The following is an 18,046-nucleotide window of genomic DNA, read 5'->3' on the forward strand; positions in this document are numbered from 1 at the left end:
TAATAAAACAACCCTGTCCGGTTTTTTTAATCTTCCAGAATATAGGAACATTAAAATTCTAGACAGGGTTTTTTAATATGGCATATTTTCCTAAAATATCGGATATACAAAAGGCAGCGGCTACCATTGCGCAAGTGGCAACGGTAACTCCGCTTATGTCCAGTATTCGTTTATCTAAGTCATATGATGCCAATATACTTCTTAAAAGAGAGGATTTACACCGGGTTCGCTCGTATAAAATTCGTGGAGCATTTAATAAAATAAGTTCGCTCTCGGAGATAGAAAGAGAAAACGGAATTGTTTGTGCCAGTGCTGGTAATCATGCCCAAGGCGTAGCTTTTGCTTGCAATCATTTAGAGATTCCGGGTACAATATATATGCCATCTGTAACACCAAAACAGAAAGTAGAGCAAACTAGATTGTTTGGGGGAGAGTGGGTAACCATAGTTTTGGAAGGTGATACGTTTGATGATTCCTCAAAGAGTGCCAGAGCATTTTGTAAGCGTAATGCAAAAACTTTTATTCATCCTTTTGATGATCCTAAGGTAATAGAGGGTCAAGGTACTGTGGGGTTGGAGTTGTTGGATCAATTCAAGGAACCTATAGATTATATATTTGTGGCCATTGGTGGTGGAGGATTGGCATCTGGGCTAATTGGCGTTTTTAAAGAATTGTCTCCCGATACCAAAATTATAGGGGTCGAGCCAGAGGGAGCACCATCTATGAAGACTTCCATAGAGAACAATAAGAATACAGAGCTTCTTAAAATCGATAAATTTATTGATGGCGCTGCGGTACAAAAAGTGGGTGATCTTACTTTTAAAATCTGTAAAAACGGTTTATACCGTATGGTTACAGTGGCAGAAGGTAAAGTTTGCCAAACTATATTGGATCTTTACAATAGGGATGCTATAGTTGTTGAGCCGGCAGGTGCATTGACTATTTCTGCTTTAGATGGTTTTGCAAAAGAGATAAAAGGTAAGAATGTAGTTTGTATTGTAAGTGGAAGCAATAATGATATCACCAGAACCGCAGAGATTAAAGAACGTGCTTTACTTTATGGTCAGCTTAAACATTATTTTATAGTTAGATTTCCGCAAAGACCAGGGGCGTTAAAGGAGTTTGTTGCTGAAATTTTAGGTCCTGACGATGATATTACTCATTTTGAATACTCTAAAAAATCGAGTAGGGAGAATGCTCCTGCTATTGTAGGTATAGAATTAAAGAGCCCGAATGACCTTCAGCCTTTAATTCAACGTATGAAAGCCAACAACTTTTATGGAGATTATTTAAACGATAAACCAGACCTTTTTCAATATTTGGTTTAAGGTTTCACAATTTCTTACTCTTTTATGAAATTGCGGCTAATCACCTACATTTAATTTTCTTAAAAAACAGCTTCAATTTCAGAATTACGTACTTTCGTATAGTTACTTTTTGTGGCATAATATCTATTACCATAAACCATCCTGAAAATGAAAGCAATACCCAAAGACTACGAGATTGACCAAATTATAGACCAAAGAAAATATTTGGTTAACGGCGAACTAAAAACATGGGCTGGCAATACCACTCAAGTATTCTCTACGATATCATCAACGGAAGAATATAAACCAACTTTATTGGGAAGTATACCGGATATGGGTGAACCTGAGGCCTTGGAAGCTTTGGATTCTGCCATGGGCGCTTATAAAAGAGGACAAGGGGTTTGGCCTACCATGCATGTAAAAGACCGTATTGAGTGTATGGAAAATTTTGTGCGTCAAATGAAGACCAAGCGAGAGGTTGTCGTAAAACTTTTGATGTGGGAAATAGGGAAATCTCTACCAGATAGTCAGAAAGAATTTGATCGTACCGTAGATTACATTAACGATACTATTGAGGATTATAAAGAGTTGGATAGAAATTCGGCTAAATTTCAAAAACAAGATGGGGTATATGCCCATATAAAAAGAGGTCCTTTGGGAGTTGTATTATGTCTGGGCCCCTATAATTATCCGCTCAACGAAACATTTGCCTTGTTGATTCCTGCTATCATAATGGGAAATACCGTAATTTTTAAACCTGCCAAACATGGGGTTTTATTGATTACACCATTGTTGGAGGCTTTTCAAGCTTCTTTTCCAAAGGGAGTTGTAAATGTTATTTTTGGCAGAGGTAGGGCTGTGGCTGCACCAATTATGCAGACCGGTAAGATAGATGTACTTGCTTTGATAGGAAATAGTAAATCGGCAAATGCCTTACAGGAGCAACATCCAAAAAGCAACCGTTTGCGTTTGGTTCTAGGATTAGAGGCAAAAAACCCTGCAATTATCCTTCCGGATGCAGATTTGGATTTAACAATAGATGAATGTATAGCAGGTACGTTATCGTTCAATGGTCAGCGGTGTACGGCGCTAAAAGTAATTTATGTGCATGAGGATATAAAAGATGAGTTTTTAAAGCGCTATTCTGCAAAGGTTGATGCTCTAAAATTTGGGAATCCTTGGGAAGACGGAGTAAAATTAACCCCACTTCCAGAACCTGGTAAACCTCCATATATTCAGGAATTGATTGATGATGCACTTGCAAAAGGAGCTAAGATTGTAAATAAAAAAGGAGGTAAGCAAGATGATAACTACATCTGGCCAGCCGTACTTTTTCCTGTTAGTAAGGATATGAGAGTATATCAAGAAGAGCAATTTGGACCTGTTGTACCTGTTCTTTCTTTTTCTGACATAGAAGAACCGCTAGATGATATGGCTGAAAGCAACTATGGTCAGCAAGTAAGCCTTTTTGGTAAGGATGTATACGCACTTTCTCCGCTTATTGATACTTTGGTAAACTTGGTTTGTCGCGTAAACTTAAATAGTTCGTGCCAACGAGGTCCCGATGTATATCCGTTTACAGGAAGAAAAGATTCGGCTCAGGCCACTTTAAGTGTTCATGATGCTTTGCGTTCTTTTTCAATTCGGACATTCGTTGCATTTAAGGATAATGATTTGAACAATGAGACTATTCAGCAGTTGTTGGAGGCTAAGTTGTCTAACTTCGTGAGTACGGATTATATTTTATAATCTATCCATTTAAACTTTGAAAGCACAAAGATTTCAATAATAGCTTTGTCATAATTCGGGATTTTAATGGAAATGCTAACATATGTTTAAAGTATAAGATTTTACCCCTATTTATAGGGGTATTCTTTTTTAAGGGTAATTATAAACATAAATTTGATAATCGCGCATATTTTTAATTGATTTTCTCGTCATACCTTTGTTTAAAATTTTCGTTAATTTTTAATGTAAGTTCCAAATCTTACAAATAATATTGTTTAACTAAAAAGGTGTGTGCTATGAAAACAAACACAGCAAACAGAAAAGCGCTAATAGCTTTAGCGATAGGAGGTTTTGGTATTGGACTAACGGAATTCGTAATAATGGGAATTCTACCAGATGTAGCCAAAGGTTTGAATATTACTATTCCCCAAGCAGGTCATTCAATTGCAGCATACGCGTTAGGTGTGGTAGTGGGAGCCCCCTTATTAACAAAAATAGGAGCCAAGTTAAATTCTCGAACGGTTTTATTATTATTAATGGGGTGGTTTACCTTATTTAATACACTATCGGGTTTTTCGGATAGTTATACTACCTTATTAATTACTCGTTTTTTATCTGGGCTTCCACATGGTGCCTTTTTTGGAATTGGTGCTGTAGTTGCCGGTAAATTGGTGAAAGCAGGAAAATCAGCGCAAGCGATTGCCGTAATGTTCTCTGGGTTGACCATTGCCAATGTTATAGGTGTTCCAACAGGAACGTATATAGGTCACCACTATGATTGGAGTTTGTCTTTTTATATGGCGGGAATCGTTGGGTTTATGGCAATTTTAAGTGTGCTTTTTTGGATGCCAAAAATAGCACCGGACCTTCCGAAAGCCCGATCTAATGAGCATAAAGGTTTGAAAAATGGAGAGTTATGGGCGCTTATTGCGTTGACAACGATTGGAACAGGGGGATTTTTCGCTTGGTACAGCTATATAGCGCCTTTGGTAACCGATATAGCCGGAATGGGCGAAAACATGGTCAGTTATGCCATGATTTTGGCCGGTCTTGGTATGGTAGTCGGGAATTTCTTAGGAGCAAAAATGGCCGAGTGGTTTGCGCCTTTAAAAGCAGTGGCTTTAAGTTTAAGTTTTATGGTGATCTTATTGCTCATCAATGCTGTCATTGCAACGAACCCGCAATTATTGTTGATAATGACCTTTTTGATGGGGTTGGCTTCTTTTACGGTTTCAACCCCCATACAGATGGCGATTATCAATACATCCAAAGGAAATGAAATGTTGGGCTCTTCAATGAATCAAAGTGCCTTTAATATGGGTAATGCTTCTGGAGCTTATTTGGCAGGATTGCCCATAGCGTATGGTTATGGTGTTGTCTATTCAGGAATTGTAGGAGCAATCCTTGCAGGTATTGGAGTCGTTATGGCAATCTCAATTCTAGTGTATAGAAGACAAAAAGCGAATAAATATAGAAAATTGGCTTATAATAGTTGATGTGAGAATTTAAGTCTATATAAAAAAACCTCCCAAGAATCTTTCTTGGGAGGTTTTTTGCTGTTATAAAATATACTTAAACGTTCTTGGCCAACCAATCACCAACTTCGCTTGTTTTGTACGATTTGGCATCTTCGGAAAGGTCTTCGGTTACAATACCTTCAGCTAAAGACTTATTCACTACACGACGGATATCGTCTGCTTCCTGTTGTAGACCAAAATCTTCAAAAAGCATAGCTGCTGAAAGTACAGTTGCCAATGGGTTGGCAATGTCTTTTCCTGCGGCTTGTGGGTATGAACCGTGAATAGGCTCGTATAATTTTGTTTTCTCACCAACAGAAGCAGAAGGCATTAATCCCATAGACCCAGAAATAACAGAAGCTTCATCGGTTAAGATATCCCCAAAAAGGTTTTCAGTAATAATTACGTCATATGCTTTGGGCCATTGTACCAAACGCATGGCTACAGCATCAACAAATTCATAAGACACTTCAACTTCAGGATAGTCTTTTTCCATTGCTTGTACGGTTTCTCTCCATAAACGGGAAGATTCCAATACGTTGGCCTTATCTACGCAACAAAGACGTTTTGAACGGGTCAATGCCAATTCAAAACCTTTTTTAGCTAAACGTTGAATTTCTGCGCGAGTGTAGGTCATAGTATCAAAAGCGGTGTTGCCATCGTCTTTTCTACCACGCTCACCAAAATATACACCACCTGTTAACTCTCGAAGGATAATCAAATCGGTTCCTTCGATACGCTCACGCTTTAAAGGCGACTTATCAATTAATGAAGGAAAAGTAAATGTTGGACGTACGTTAGCGAACAGACCCAATTTTTGTCTCATTTTCAATAAACCTTGCTCTGGGCGAACTTTTGCCGAAGGGTCGTTATCAAATCTCGGATGACCTATAGCCCCAAAAAGAACAGCATCGGCATTAGCACAAACCTCATGCGTGTCATCAGGGTAAGGTTCTCCAACGGCATCAATGGCAGCAGCACCTGTCAAGGCAGGTTTCCAACTAATTTCATGCTTATATTTAGTTGCGATTGCGTCGCAAACTTTTACGGCTTGGTCAATAACTTCGGGGCCGATTCCATCTCCGGCCAATAGTGCAATGTCTAATTTCATTTTTTTTGCTTTACGCGAAACGCTGTACGCTTATTGCAATACGCCTTACGCTCTTTTTGATTTTTATTTGTTCTCTTTAAATTAATTCTTTCGCTCTGATATATTTGACTACGCTTAAAACATTATTTTAATTGTAATTAAATAATATTTAGCATCTTTTCTGTAGCCTTGATAGCGGATACCGTTTGATCGGAATCCAAACCACGGGTAATAAATTCTTTGTTGTTGTTCTGCCAAGTAATAATGGTTTCACAAAGTGCATCGGAATTACTTCCGGGCGGGATTCTAACGGCGTAATCTATTAATTTAGGCAACTCAATTTTTTTGGAAACATAGAGTTTCCGAATTGCGTTCATAAAGGCATCGTATTGTCCATCTCCTTGCGCATGTGCTTCTAAAAGCTCTCCGTTTATTTCCAAAGAAACTGTTGTGGACGGTCTTAATCCTTTAGAGTGGGTGAGCACGTAAGATTTTATAAAAACCTTTTGCTGGTAGCTTCCACTATCTAAAATATCGGAAATAATATAAGGTAAATCTTCCTTGGTAACTCGTTCTTTTTTATCACCCAGTTCAATAATTCGTTGGGTAACTTTTTTAAGCTCATCATCATTCAAGGTGAGCCCAAGCTCTTGAAGGTTCTTCTGAATATTTGCTTTACCGGATGTTTTACCTAAGGCATATTTACGTTTTCTGCCAAAACGCTCTGGTAGTAAATCGTTAAAGTAAAGATTGTTCTTGTTGTCTCCATCGGCATGAATTCCGGCAGTTTGTGTAAATACATTATCGCCCACAATAGGCTTATTGTATGGAATTCCAACACCTGTAAACGCAGAAACAAGCTTACTTACCTTAAATAATGATGATTCGTTTACGTTGATATCAACATCGGTCAGAAAATCATTTATAACCGCAACTGCACTGGCCATTGGGGCATTACCCGCACGTTCACCCATTCCGTTAACGGTAAGGTGAAGACCGTGACATCCTCCTTTTACGGCTTCCATAACATTTGCAACGCCAAGGTCATAATCATTATGTCCATGAAAGTCAAAATGGCTGTTTGGGTATCGGGCAACTGTTTCTGAAATGAAATCGAAAGTTTCGGTATGCGTAAGTACCCCTAAGGTATCCGGCAATAAAATTCTTTTAACGGGCTGTTGCGTTAAAAAATCCAAGTATTGAAAAACGTATTCTTTTGAATTCCGCATTCCGTTACTCCAATCTTCTAAATACACATTGGTCTCAATATTACTTTCTGCAGCAAGTGCTATGGTTTTGGCAATGTCAGAAAAATGCTGTTCAGGTGTTTTTTTAAGCTGATGGGTAAGGTGGTTTAAAGAACCTTTGGTAAGTAGATTTTGAACCTTTGCACCTACTTGGTTCATCCAATCTATAGAAACACCACCATCTACAAAGGTTAAAACCTCTACTTTGTCTAAGCACCCCTTATCTTTGGCCCATTGAGAAATTTGTTTTACCGCTTCAAATTCACCTTCCGATACTCTTGCGGAAGCTACTTCAATACGATCTACTTTTAACTCTTCAATTAGAAGTTTGGCCAAAGTAAGTTTTTCCGAAACCGAAAAAGATACTCCTGAGGTCTGTTCCCCGTCCCGTAGGGTGGTATCCATTATTTCCAGCTTTCTTTTCATTTGCTCTAGATGTTCTTTATACTATTTTTTTGGATTGATTTATCTGGTATTGTAAAGGAAAACAATCTGCTGAAACCAAGGTTCAGCAGATTGTTTCTTAATGCTTCTTATTGACTGCGGCTTATAAAGGCCTGTCAGAAGCAAATTCTTTAATTTCCTTCTGGATATTTAAAAGGTAATCAATATCATCAAAACCATTCAAAAGGTTCGCTTTTTTATAAGCGTTGATATCAAAGCTTTCAGATTCTCCACTGCTTTCTATTGTAATGGTTTGTTCTGGTAAACTTACTTCAAAAGTAGCGTTAGGATCTGCTTCAATTGCTTTAAGGATTTTGTCAAGAAAATCAGCACTCACCTGTACGGGAAGAACACCAATATTCAAACAATTATTTCTGAAAATATCAGCAAAAAAGCTAGAAACTACACAACGGAACCCATAATCGTAAACTGCCCATGCCGCATGTTCACGAGAAGAACCAGAACCGAAGTTCTTGCCACCCACTAGAATTTTACCGCTATAGGTAGGGTTGTTCAGTACAAAGTCTTTCTTTTCAGTTCCGTCACCGTTATAACGCCAATCTCTAAAAAGATTATCGCCAAAACCTTTACGTTCAGTAGCTTTTAAGAATCTTGCAGGTATAATTTGATCGGTGTCCACATTCTCTATAGGAAGAGGTACTGCCGATGATTTTAATGTGTTGAATTTATCGTATGCCATTTTGTTCTAGTTATTCGTTGATGGTTGTTCGTTGATGGTTTAATTTTTCTTCTTTGCGAAAAATAACGATCAATTTTTAACCGGCAACCATTTCTGTCATTAACTCTCTTGGATCTGTAACCTTTCCTGTAACAGCTGCAGCTGCAGCAACTAACGGGCTAGCTAAAAGGGTTCTTGAACCAGGACCTTGTCTACCTTCAAAGTTTCTGTTGGAAGTACTAACTGCGTATTTTCCTGCAGGTACTTTATCATCGTTCATAGCTAAACAAGCAGAACAACCAGGCTCACGAAGTTCAAAACCGGCATCGTTCAAAATTGCTAAAAGACCTTCATCTTTAATAGCTTTTTCAACCTTGTGAGAGCCAGGAACCAACCAAGCAGTAACATTAGGTGCTTTCTGACGTCCTTTAACCAAAGAAGTAAACAATCTAAAATCTTCAATTCTTCCGTTGGTACAGCTTCCTAAGAAAACAAAATCGATAGGTTTCCCCATCATACTATCGCCTTCACTGAAGTTCATGTACTGCAATGATTTTTTATACGTAGCTACACCACCTTCTACAGCATCCGCTTGCGGAATACCATTGGAAATTCCGATGCCCATACCCGGGTTGGTACCATAGGTAATCATCGGTTCTATGTCTGCTGCGTTAAAAGTAATTTCTTTATCGAATTCCGCACCTTCTTCTGTTGGTAACGTTTCCCAGTATGCCATAGCTTTATCCCAAGCTGCCCCTGTAGGTGTGAACTCTCTTCCTTTTACATATTCAAAGGTTTTCTCATCCGGAGCAATCATACCTCCACGAGCACCCATCTCAATACTAAGGTTACAAACGGTCATACGCCCTTCCATGGTCATATCGCGGAAAACCTGACCGGCATATTCAACAAAATACCCCGTAGCACCAGAAGTAGTTAATTGAGAAATAATATACAAAGCAACATCCTTAGGTGTAACGCCTCTGTTCAAACTGCCTTCAACGTTAATTCGCATACTTTTTGGCTTGGTCTGCATAATGCACTGCGTAGCCAATACCATTTCTACTTCAGACGTACCGATTCCAAAAGCAATAGCTCCAAAAGCACCGTGAGTAGAGGTATGGGAATCTCCACAAACAATGGTAGCACCTGGTTGGGTAATACCATATTCAGGACCAACAACGTGAACGATACCGTTCTTTTCGTGACCTAGCCCCCAGTAAGAAATACCAAACTCATTTGAGTTTTCCTCTAGCATACGAAGTTGGTTCGCAGAAAGAGGATCTTCAACAGGAAGGTGTTGGTTGATCGTAGGCGTGTTATGGTCTGCCGTAGCAAACGTTTTTTCAGGATGCATCACTTTGATACCTCTAGTTTTTAAACCTAAAAAAGCAACGGGACTCGTTACTTCGTGCACCAAGTGGCGGTCTATAAACAATACGTCTGGTCCGTTTTCTATGTGTTGTACCACATGTGAATCCCAAACTTTATCGAATAATGTCTTTTTTGTATTCATCTCATTTAAATTCTAAGCTCACAAATCTAACGAAAGTGGGCGTTGTTAGGAAATTATAGTGGTTGAAAATTACGATGTTCAACGTATGTAATTCTATTTTTTTGTGTTTTATAAGTTGACGAAATGCATATTCGTGGACCATTTTTTTTGGTGGTAAGTAAAAACACCGTTGAAAGGTAATGTTCTTATCCGATTAACGAAATATGAATCACGATAACGAAAAAAGTATCGGAGCTTAATAATAGACCCTACTTTTGTTGTGCTATATGTTTAAATGGCAAGGTCTATTATCCCAAATTACCTTAAACCTACTTGTTTATGAAGCTGAATTCTATATTTATCCTTTTGTTCATTGCATTTTCTTCTGTGGTAATGAAGGCGAATAATTCACCCATACCTGTAACGGTCAATGAGAGTATTACGGTTACGTTATTCTTTCCTTCAGAAATAAAAAAGGTAATAGAACCAGCCCCCCATTATAAATTCAGCTACGAACCAAACGGTAAAATGGCAACCCTGTTAGCCAGAAAGGGAGCGGCCAGTAATCTTACTGTTATTACCAAGGATGGTAGTATTTTTTCATTTCTTTTACAATATAATACTCAAGTCAACAACTTCACCTACATGTTGGCTGAAGATCAAGCAATAGGAAAAATGAATGGTTCTAGTGTTGTCGCGGTAAGTGCTACAAATATAGAGCTGAACACTCATGATGAAAATGCTGAGGACCAAAAGCCTATTGCGCAAACAGAACCTGATACTTCTGAAAATCCATTTTTAAAAGAAAACGGGAGTGCAAAGAAAAAAGAAAAGGCTAGTTTAAAAGCTAGTAACCCTACTTTAGAAGAATCACCTGAAATTACCGGAAGTAGTCTTTATAACTCGGATAGGGAAGGGTACTATCAGATTTTTTGCGAAAATAGTTATAAACAAAAAACGCGATTCAAAAAAAGCTCAAACACGATAAATTTAATAGGGCTGCATCTTAACAATATCATTAAGGACCACAATGACCTGCATTTTGTATTAGAAGTGAAAAATGATTCATGGACGGATTACAAGGTAAAATCGTTGAAATTTTTTATAAAATCACCGGAAGGAAGTCACGAAATAGAGATAGAAGAATTGTTTATTTATAACTTACAGGAGACTATTAAGGAGCACAGTGGCAATCACCTTGTTTTTGTTTGTAAAGACTTTGTTCTTGGTGAAGGTCAGAATATGTATGTCATATTGGAAGAGGAGGGTGGCAGAGAACGCTCTGTAATGTTAAGTTTAAATGCAAAACAAATCAAGCCTAGTAGATAAACTACTTGTACTTTTCTTGCGATATTTTAAAAAAGAAAGCTATCTAAATGTTTAGGTAGCTTTCCTTTTGGTTTATCATTGGTTTTTAGTTCTATCGCCAGCGCACTACTTAAGCGGTATCTCCTCCTAGTTTCTTTCTAAAATTATAAAGCGAAATTAAGATTCCCGCACCAATTAAGAGGTAAAGTCCGTACGATTGTAAAAAAGAAGTTTCCGGGGATTTTGCCAATGTAGGATTAGCTGGGTCGTAATAGACCGTTACAGAATCATTAACCGATTTTAAGGTACCAACAAAAGGGATAGCCAATAATTCTACCCTACTTTGATATGGATTACCATCTTCTCCAGTGTAGGAAACCGTAGCAAAAGACCTAGTTCCTCTTGCTTTTATATTGTTGTGTATTTCGGTAATCTTAGCCTCGGTCTCAATCCAGTTTTTAGAAGAGTCCTGAGCACTAATGGGCCAATAGAGTAGGGTGGACAAAAGAAATAGTAGGGATGTTTTCATTAGGGCATCTTGTTTCTACAAATATGCACATCATTTTGGTATTTCAAGAAAATTTTAAAGCTTTAGTTGGTTGCTATTTTTGAACGCGAATCTCTTTTGAATAGCTCAACTCTATTTTACAATGACTATATTTTCAAAAGCTATCTAAATATTTAGATAGCTTTGTTTGTTGTTTCTTACGCTGTACGGCACTGGTTACAAACGAGCGCTAGCGGGAGGTAATTATGGTAATTTTAGAATGCTAATAGGTTTAAAGATATTAGGTAAAGAATTTTCAGAGAAAGGTAAGACTTCTTTGAATTTGTTTTTGGAGGTAATCTTTTCAAAGAAATCGTATAAATTTCTTCCAGCCTTAGTAAATCCTAAACCTTTGAAATCTGTTATATAAATATCAAATTCCTCAGAGCTTTCACTTTCTATATCCCAAAAAAGGTAATGTCCATTTTCACTCATGGCGAAAGGAATCAAATCTCTTAATTTTTTATAAGATAAGTCAGGCTCCATGTCAAACCAGAGTTCATTTTCATTGTCAAGCACATCTTGATAGGTCCCAATTATTTCCTTACTTCTTATAAAAAAAGAATCAGGATAACTTTCCATTGGAATATAAATGATAAATAGATTGCATGATAGACCGTAACCGAAATTTTCAACAAAATCTATATAAGATTTTGGAAATTTTCTTCCATTGGAAAAGTTATGACTATGCAACAATTCTGCATTACCATGAGTTAATTTTTCGCTTATTTTCTCTAAATTAAAATTCATATTATTTGCAACAAATTGTATTTTGCCTTAACCCATTCTCTATGGTTGTATCAGCGATTACGTTTCCCCCCGCTAGCGCTCATATTTTACGAGTGCCGTCCCAGTTACTGCCTATTAAGAATCTGAAATCATCAATTGTAAAACCAAGGCTTTTATTGGCTAGGTTTCTCGCATTACCATTTTCTGCTAATTGTTTAAAAATACAAAAGCTATCTAAATGTTTAGATAGCTTCGTTTGTTGTTTCCTAAGCTGTACGGCACTCGTTGCAAACGAGCGCTAGCGGGGAGCTATAGTGGAATTAATAAGATTCTTTGCCTTTATTCGCTTTTTCCATCCCTTCAATCCAATTATCAGCTACTAGGTGAAATAGCTTATCTTTTGTTTTCGACTTTAAAATTTCTAATCCTTCTGCAACATCGTTTAATATCCAATTATTACTATTTAAGGTTAGCCATGCTTCTTTTAACTTATCTTCTGAAATGTATTTATTAAATAAAGTAAATTTTTCATTTTTAAAATTTAGCCAACTAGGAGCTTCGAAAATGGTTTCAATTACCTCTTTAGTCGCAATTTCATAAGAACAAGCATCTTTAATATAATTTTTATTTAATAGCTTAGGGGATGACGGATATTGTCCATCATAAGTGTCGATTGTTAATGCATATCTTAAAGGAGTTTTTTGCGCAAAAACAGGTAGATTTATGTAATCCCTTGGGTTATTACCATATTCTTCGCAAAAAGCATCTATTTCTTTAGCGTTTTTTATGTTTATTTCTTTACAGAAAGAAAGTATTTTTGGGGATAATCCTTCTTCAATCATATCCATATCAATAACCATTCTTGTAAAGAATTGATCAATAGTTCTAGATACTTCGCTCATATAACCATTTTCCAACTCAAACTCAACGTAGGACATCTCTCTTTCAAAAAAGAAATGTCTAATAACTCCTTTGTAAGATGCTCCAAATCCTGTAAAAAAAGGGATTAAACAAGGAGGGTGAGGATACCAGTAACCTTCTATATGGTTATAATCATCTAAATAGGGGATTTTTATCTCTTGATTAATTAATCTAATTAAATTTTCATCTAGGTCTAAATTATCTAAAATTTTGTTTAGTAAAATCATAGTTTAAAAATACTTTTTTTAATCTAATTTCATGCTATTTATTGGTATTTCATGTACTGGGTCTATTTTATCAACAAATTTATTTGTTCCTGAAGAAGTTGATTCATGTATTAGTTCATGAGTAGCCCGATCAATAGGTTCGGTTAAATTTTTAGGGTTAGCAATTTGATCTGGGAAATCTTTTTTAGGAAAGTTCCAATGATGAATTTCACCATCAATTACATGTCCTAAATCCTCAGCTTTATTTTTGAAAGTTTGTCTAACGTATTTATATGTATCTCCTAAAAAATCATTATCCATTGGGACACCATTTCTTAGATTTTCTAAATATGTTTTGTAAATATTCCCTCCTTTTCTTTTAGAGTTCGCTAATTTCCTAAGTGTATCATTCCAAATTTTCAATAATTGCGGATTATCCGCAATCATAGTAACTCCAAAGTCAGAGGGTTTTTTAGGAATCACCTCATCTAAATGCACCACATCCCCCAATTCCTCCGGCACTTCAATTTTAGCACCATCCTGAATTTTCTCACCTGCTCTTGATATATCCCCCAATTCCTTTGGTGGCGGCAGTAGTTTGGTCCCATCAGAAATATCCTCCAATTTATCGGCAGCTTTTGCGGCATCGCCAAGGTCAGCTATCTTATCAAGTGCCCTAGCTGCATCAACGGTCTTATCGGCAACCTTAGCGGCAGTTAGCGCTGCTGCCCCTCCTGCAGTGGCCACTTCCATACCCACTTCAAACAAAACTTGTCCGGTAAAGTCTCCCCACTCTTCAGCGCTCATGTTGGCAGCTTTTTCCATCAATTGTTCGGCCATTACGGCGTTTTCTTGTTGGGCGGCCATATAATCCGCTGGATCGGTGAGCATATTTATGGCAGAGTTACGGTAGACGAACGTACCTGCTTTTTTGGCCATATTGCCCATGGCGGTAAAAGTTTCCTTATCTTTTTGCAGTTGTTCGGCATAACCTTGAGGATTAGCCATTATATAGATTGGGTGGTGCTTGCCTGCCTAAACTACAAGGTCTGCAACGCCGATTACGGTACCTTTTGCGCCTTTCCAAAGGCCAGTGCCCAATCCTTTGGTAAAGTCCCATGCATTGTCCCAAAAGCCGTTTTCCTATAGGGTTATGAATTTTATTCTGTTATATGTCTTTTTTTAAAATACAAAAGCTATCTAAATGTTTAGATAGCTTAGTTTGTTGTTTACTGCTCAGTACGGCGCTTGTTGCAAACGGAGCGGCTTACAGAGGAACTTTACAGTTTAAATTCAACACCCGGGTTGTCCGCCTTTAACTTGGCTTTACATTTTTCCACCAGTTCGTCTGTAGGCCAAGGTATTGATTGCTCCGGTAGTTTGTTGATTTCCATTTGCATTAATTTATTCTCGGGAGAAGGGGTGTAGCCCGGTAAGCCCAAGTCTTTACGAATGGCCAACCACATTAAAATCTCTACAGGAAAAATGAAGTAATCCGCACTTGTGAACTCTAAATCGTAACCGTCCCCGTTTTCGTCATTTTCACCGCCTTGTTCATCTTCGTCAGATTGTGCAATATGGAATTCGGAAAGGTCATCAACAATATCTGAAAGTAGGCCGGTATCTTTTGTGTCCCAATTGTCCAAGGCTTTTTGATAAACTCCCAAATCATCTGGGTATCGGGTGCCGGTTTGTTCCAGTTCTTTTCCCTGCCACCTGCAGAAAAGCTCTAACATGAACCAAGGATGGATTGGAAAGCTTATCCAGCCGTCATATTGTTTTCCATAAAGCATTTTTAACAACAAATTACCATAAGTTATGGCTTTTTCTTTTTGCCCTAAGTAAAGCATTTGGGCCAAGTGTTTTACACTTTGGGTTAAGGATGTTGCCGAATTGTAGGTTGGTACTAATTCTGCAATGAATAGATTATAATTGTTACACTCCATGGCAAAATATGTACTCTTTGACAAGTATGAAAAGTCCAAATTTTTATAAAATAAAAAATGATGAATAAAATTATAATGGTTCCAAAAAGATAAATAATTAAAGTTTTCACCAACGAAACTGTCATCTTCTTGATTGGCTAAATAATCGTTTAGTTCCTCAATTGGCTCTTCAATATGTGACTTCTCTAATCTAGAAATTTGTTGTTGCTTTTTCTTTAAAGTATACTTTATTGCTTCTTCAAGTGTTTTCATAACTACTTACCCTTTTTTTTAGGTGTGTTTCCTTTAGCTTTTGTTTTAGGTGGTTTGGCTTTCCAATCTTTAGCTTTTGGAGTATCTCGCAAGTTACCGTCTTTGTCTACATGAACATCTATTTTTTTATGTTCAATCTTATTACCGTTTCTTTCTGCTTTTTTAATAGCCTTTTGAGCCTTTTTTGCCTCTTCAGTACTTTTTCCGTCTGTATAGCCATCTTCCTCTTTTGCTGCTCTATTCAATCTGTCATTAGTATATTTTTCACCACCCATTTCTCTCTGAGGTTTGCTTAATTCTGATTCTTCTTCAAGTTCATCTGGATCATATGTTTTTTGAAAGATCAAATAATTTGAAGGATTACTGTCCTTTGAATCAGCTAATAAGACCATATAATACATATCTTCTTTGTTATCAGTAATAGATATGTTTTTAACTTTAAAGTTTATTTCGAACATTTAATTACAACCTTTAGGGTGAAATTTAGGGTTTTTACTTGTTGAATCGATTGTCTTTTTACCATCTTGGAATTGAACATGTTGTGCTTTTCCTGTATCATCTGTCCATTTGTAATCAACAGTTGCACCAACACCACTTGCACCTCTCATTTTACCTCTACAAGAATTACAAGGCGGATATTGTCCTATGATTTCCATTCTTTGTCCAGGTTGTAAAGGTAATTTTTTAACCGCTCTTGCTTCTGTATGTGTTGCTAAAGTACTTTGTGGAAATCCTAAAGCTTTTTCAGCAGCAGTCATATTACCACTTTGGAATGCTTCGGTATGAATGAGGTTTCCAGAATTATCAAATACATTTACAGTCCCAGCTAGCGCTCGTATTTTACGAGTGCCGTCCCAGTTACTTTCTATCGAAAACCTAAAAACACCAATTGTAAAACTAAGGCTTTTATTGCCAAGGTTTCTTGCTTTACCATTTTCTGCTCATTGTCTAAAAATACAAAAGCTATCTAAATTTTTAGATAGCTCTTAGTATTGTTTTTTAAGCTGTACGGCACTCGTTGCAAACGAGCGCTAGCGGGGTTACAAACGAGCGCTAGCGGGGGGGACTAGCTGGGTTTCAATATTTTCGGTAAATCTTATATGGAATAAGAATCTTATAATAGTTTGGAAAGTTCCAAGCGCTCTTTAATCTCTTTTGCAATTGATATCTCCCTTTCACCCATGTTACAAGGTTTATCAGTGTCTATTATAAACAGGGCTCCGTCGAAGAGGTTATTCTCAATAATATCGTTGCGTTTTGGTAAATATTTGAGTACTTCCTTATTCGAAAAATAAGTAATCCAGCCTACCCAAAATTCATCATTTATTTGATCAACATTGTCATAGAGGGTATCAGTTACAATTACCGAATATTCTGCATTTGTTAGATTGATTAAAACTTTCATTAAGGTAGTGCAAAAGCTGTCAGTACAAAATATGTCATATCCCCATTGAGGAAATTCTATATTTATGAATCCATTACCTATACCTTTTCCATCCGAAATAGTTACGGAAACCTTACCGTCTTTTTCGTTTTTTGTGTTTGAATAAGCGTTTGAGAATCCAATATGACTATATGACTGGTACCGGAGTTCTTTATCAAGTTTATCTTCGTTTATAAATGCAAGTTCTTCATCTTTTAGCTGCTCAAAAACAACATTGTCAAAATCCTTTAAATTATTATCAAAGCAACACCAAGCATCTGCAGAAAATCCCCAGCTACACATATTTTCAAAAATTGGGTGTATAGGTTGCAGAGCTTTTAAAACCGTTTTGCTGAAATTTAGATATTCCTGTAAGGTTAGTCTCCTGGATTTGAATTGTACTTTTAAGAATATTTCTTCCCTCATGATTTTCCTATTTAGGCGTAACAGTTACTTTTATCCCTTTTACATCATTCTTTTTAAAGATTTTATTTAATTGGTTGGCCTTTTCCTGCGAAGGTACTCGATATTCCAAATTGGCACCAGCTTTTTTAGCAATATCTGCATCAATTTGAGCTTGTTTAGCTACTTTCTTTTCAGCCCAATCCTGACCCTTCGGTGGCCATTTATCCCATTCCTTAGCATCGAGAAGTGTATTAGTGTCAGGGTCGTAACCATCAAATTTCTTCTTGCCACTTTTCATTAAATCCGTTTTGACAACGTATTCGGTGTCCTTTGGGGCACCCGTTACCTTTTCTTGGTAATCCGCACCTTTTTGTGGGGTGGTTTCTTTCTGCCATTTGCCCGGACCGCCATCACTATTACCATGCTTATAGGATGGTTTTTTCTTTGGAACATGCACCACATCCCCCAACTCCTTTGGAGGAGGCAGTAATTTAGTCCCATCCGAAATATCTTCTAGTTTATCGGTAGCTTTTGCGGCATCGCCAAGGTCGTCCAATTTGTCCAGTACTCTAGCAGCGTCAACAGTTTTGTCTGTCACCTTTGCGGCAGTTAGCGCTGCGGCCCCTCCTGCAGTGGCTACTTCCATACCCACTTCAAACAAAACTTGTCCGGTAAAGTCTCCCCACTCCTCAGCCCCGCTAGCGCTCGTATTTTACGAGTGCCGTCCCAGTTACTTCCTATTAAGAATTTGAAACTTCAATTGTAAAACCAAGGCTTTTATTACCAAGGTTTCTTGCTTTAC

Annotated in this window: 17 protein-coding genes; 4 read left to right on the forward strand and 13 right to left on the reverse strand. The window is 37.4% G+C overall.

From position 1 onward, the window contains the following. The first annotated feature begins 77 nt into the window (after positions 1 to 77). The 3 genes from ilvA (at position 78) to KO521_RS06135 (ending at position 4,531) form a co-directional block, all read left to right on the forward strand. Complete coding sequence (gene ilvA / locus KO521_RS06125; RefSeq protein WP_215939018.1) at positions 78 to 1,328, forward strand: threonine ammonia-lyase IlvA; 1,251 nt, start codon at positions 78 to 80, stop codon at positions 1,326 to 1,328. Positions 1,329 to 1,475: 147 nt separating this feature from the next. Further along, positions 1,476 to 3,056, forward strand: a complete 1,581-nt coding sequence (locus tag KO521_RS06130) for an NADP-dependent glyceraldehyde-3-phosphate dehydrogenase (RefSeq protein WP_215939019.1) — start codon at positions 1,476 to 1,478, stop codon at positions 3,054 to 3,056. Between the two features lie 275 nt (positions 3,057 to 3,331). Beyond that, positions 3,332 to 4,531: an MFS transporter gene (locus tag KO521_RS06135; protein WP_215939020.1), complete on the forward strand. Its 1,200-nt coding sequence runs from the start codon at positions 3,332 to 3,334 to the stop codon at positions 4,529 to 4,531. 76 nt (positions 4,532 to 4,607) lie between these two features. On the opposite strand, the gene leuB is transcribed toward KO521_RS06135, so the two are convergent. From leuB to leuC, 4 genes are all read right to left on the reverse strand, one after another. Then, positions 4,608 to 5,663 carry a 3-isopropylmalate dehydrogenase gene (gene leuB / locus KO521_RS06140; RefSeq protein WP_215939021.1) on the reverse strand — a complete coding sequence of 352 codons (1,056 nt, stop codon included), beginning with the start codon at positions 5,661 to 5,663 and terminating at the stop codon, positions 4,608 to 4,610. 137 nt (positions 5,664 to 5,800) lie between these two features. Beyond that, positions 5,801 to 7,315 carry an alpha-isopropylmalate synthase regulatory domain-containing protein gene (locus KO521_RS06145; protein WP_215939022.1) on the reverse strand — a complete coding sequence of 505 codons (1,515 nt, stop codon included), beginning with the start codon at positions 7,313 to 7,315 and terminating at the stop codon, positions 5,801 to 5,803. Positions 7,316 to 7,436: 121 nt separating this feature from the next. Further along, a complete protein-coding gene (leuD, locus tag KO521_RS06150; protein WP_215939023.1) occupies positions 7,437 to 8,033 on the reverse strand; it encodes a 3-isopropylmalate dehydratase small subunit in 597 nt (198 codons plus the stop codon). A gap of 76 nt (positions 8,034 to 8,109) precedes the next feature. Beyond that, positions 8,110 to 9,528, reverse strand: a complete 1,419-nt coding sequence (gene leuC / locus KO521_RS06155) for a 3-isopropylmalate dehydratase large subunit (protein ID WP_215939024.1) — start codon at positions 9,526 to 9,528, stop codon at positions 8,110 to 8,112. Between the two features lie 318 nt (positions 9,529 to 9,846). Here leuC and KO521_RS06160 point away from each other — a divergent pair, with 318 nt between their 5' ends. Next, positions 9,847 to 10,836, forward strand: coding sequence for a DUF4138 domain-containing protein (locus KO521_RS06160; protein ID WP_215939025.1), 990 nt, complete (start codon positions 9,847 to 9,849; stop codon positions 10,834 to 10,836). 109 nt (positions 10,837 to 10,945) lie between these two features. Here KO521_RS06160 and KO521_RS06165 read toward each other — a convergent pair whose 3' ends face one another. The 9 genes from KO521_RS06165 to KO521_RS06205 form a co-directional block, all read right to left on the reverse strand. Beyond that, positions 10,946 to 11,344: a DUF3592 domain-containing protein gene (locus tag KO521_RS06165; protein ID WP_215939026.1), complete on the reverse strand. Its 399-nt coding sequence runs from the start codon at positions 11,342 to 11,344 to the stop codon at positions 10,946 to 10,948. A gap of 222 nt (positions 11,345 to 11,566) precedes the next feature. Then, a complete protein-coding gene (locus KO521_RS06170) occupies positions 11,567 to 12,112 on the reverse strand; it encodes an SMI1/KNR4 family protein (RefSeq protein ID WP_215939027.1) in 546 nt (181 codons plus the stop codon). Between the two features lie 299 nt (positions 12,113 to 12,411). Beyond that, entirely contained in the window at positions 12,412 to 13,239 is an 828-nt protein-coding gene (locus KO521_RS06175; protein WP_215939028.1) for a hypothetical protein, read from the reverse strand. Positions 13,240 to 13,257: 18 nt separating this feature from the next. Then, positions 13,258 to 14,226: a hypothetical protein gene (locus KO521_RS06180; RefSeq protein ID WP_215939029.1), complete on the reverse strand. Its 969-nt coding sequence runs from the start codon at positions 14,224 to 14,226 to the stop codon at positions 13,258 to 13,260. A 272-nt stretch (positions 14,227 to 14,498) separates the two neighbouring features. Next, complete coding sequence (locus tag KO521_RS06185; RefSeq protein WP_215939030.1) at positions 14,499 to 15,416, reverse strand: hypothetical protein; 918 nt, start codon at positions 15,414 to 15,416, stop codon at positions 14,499 to 14,501. A gap of 2 nt (positions 15,417 to 15,418) precedes the next feature. Next, positions 15,419 to 15,874, reverse strand: a complete 456-nt coding sequence (locus KO521_RS06190) for a hypothetical protein (RefSeq protein ID WP_215939031.1) — start codon at positions 15,872 to 15,874, stop codon at positions 15,419 to 15,421. Next, a complete protein-coding gene (locus KO521_RS06195) occupies positions 15,875 to 16,306 on the reverse strand; it encodes a hypothetical protein (RefSeq protein ID WP_215939572.1) in 432 nt (143 codons plus the stop codon). It lies immediately after the preceding gene. 224 nt (positions 16,307 to 16,530) lie between these two features. Beyond that, positions 16,531 to 17,265: an Imm52 family immunity protein gene (locus KO521_RS06200; protein WP_215939032.1), complete on the reverse strand. Its 735-nt coding sequence runs from the start codon at positions 17,263 to 17,265 to the stop codon at positions 16,531 to 16,533. A gap of 7 nt (positions 17,266 to 17,272) precedes the next feature. After that, a complete protein-coding gene (locus tag KO521_RS06205) occupies positions 17,273 to 17,890 on the reverse strand; it encodes a Tox-REase-5 domain-containing protein (RefSeq protein ID WP_215939033.1) in 618 nt (205 codons plus the stop codon). Positions 17,891 to 18,046 lie beyond the last annotated feature (156 nt).

The sequence above is a fragment of the Zobellia uliginosa genome, from assembly GCF_018860745.1.
GTDB lineage: Bacteria > Bacteroidota > Bacteroidia > Flavobacteriales > Flavobacteriaceae > Zobellia > Zobellia uliginosa_B.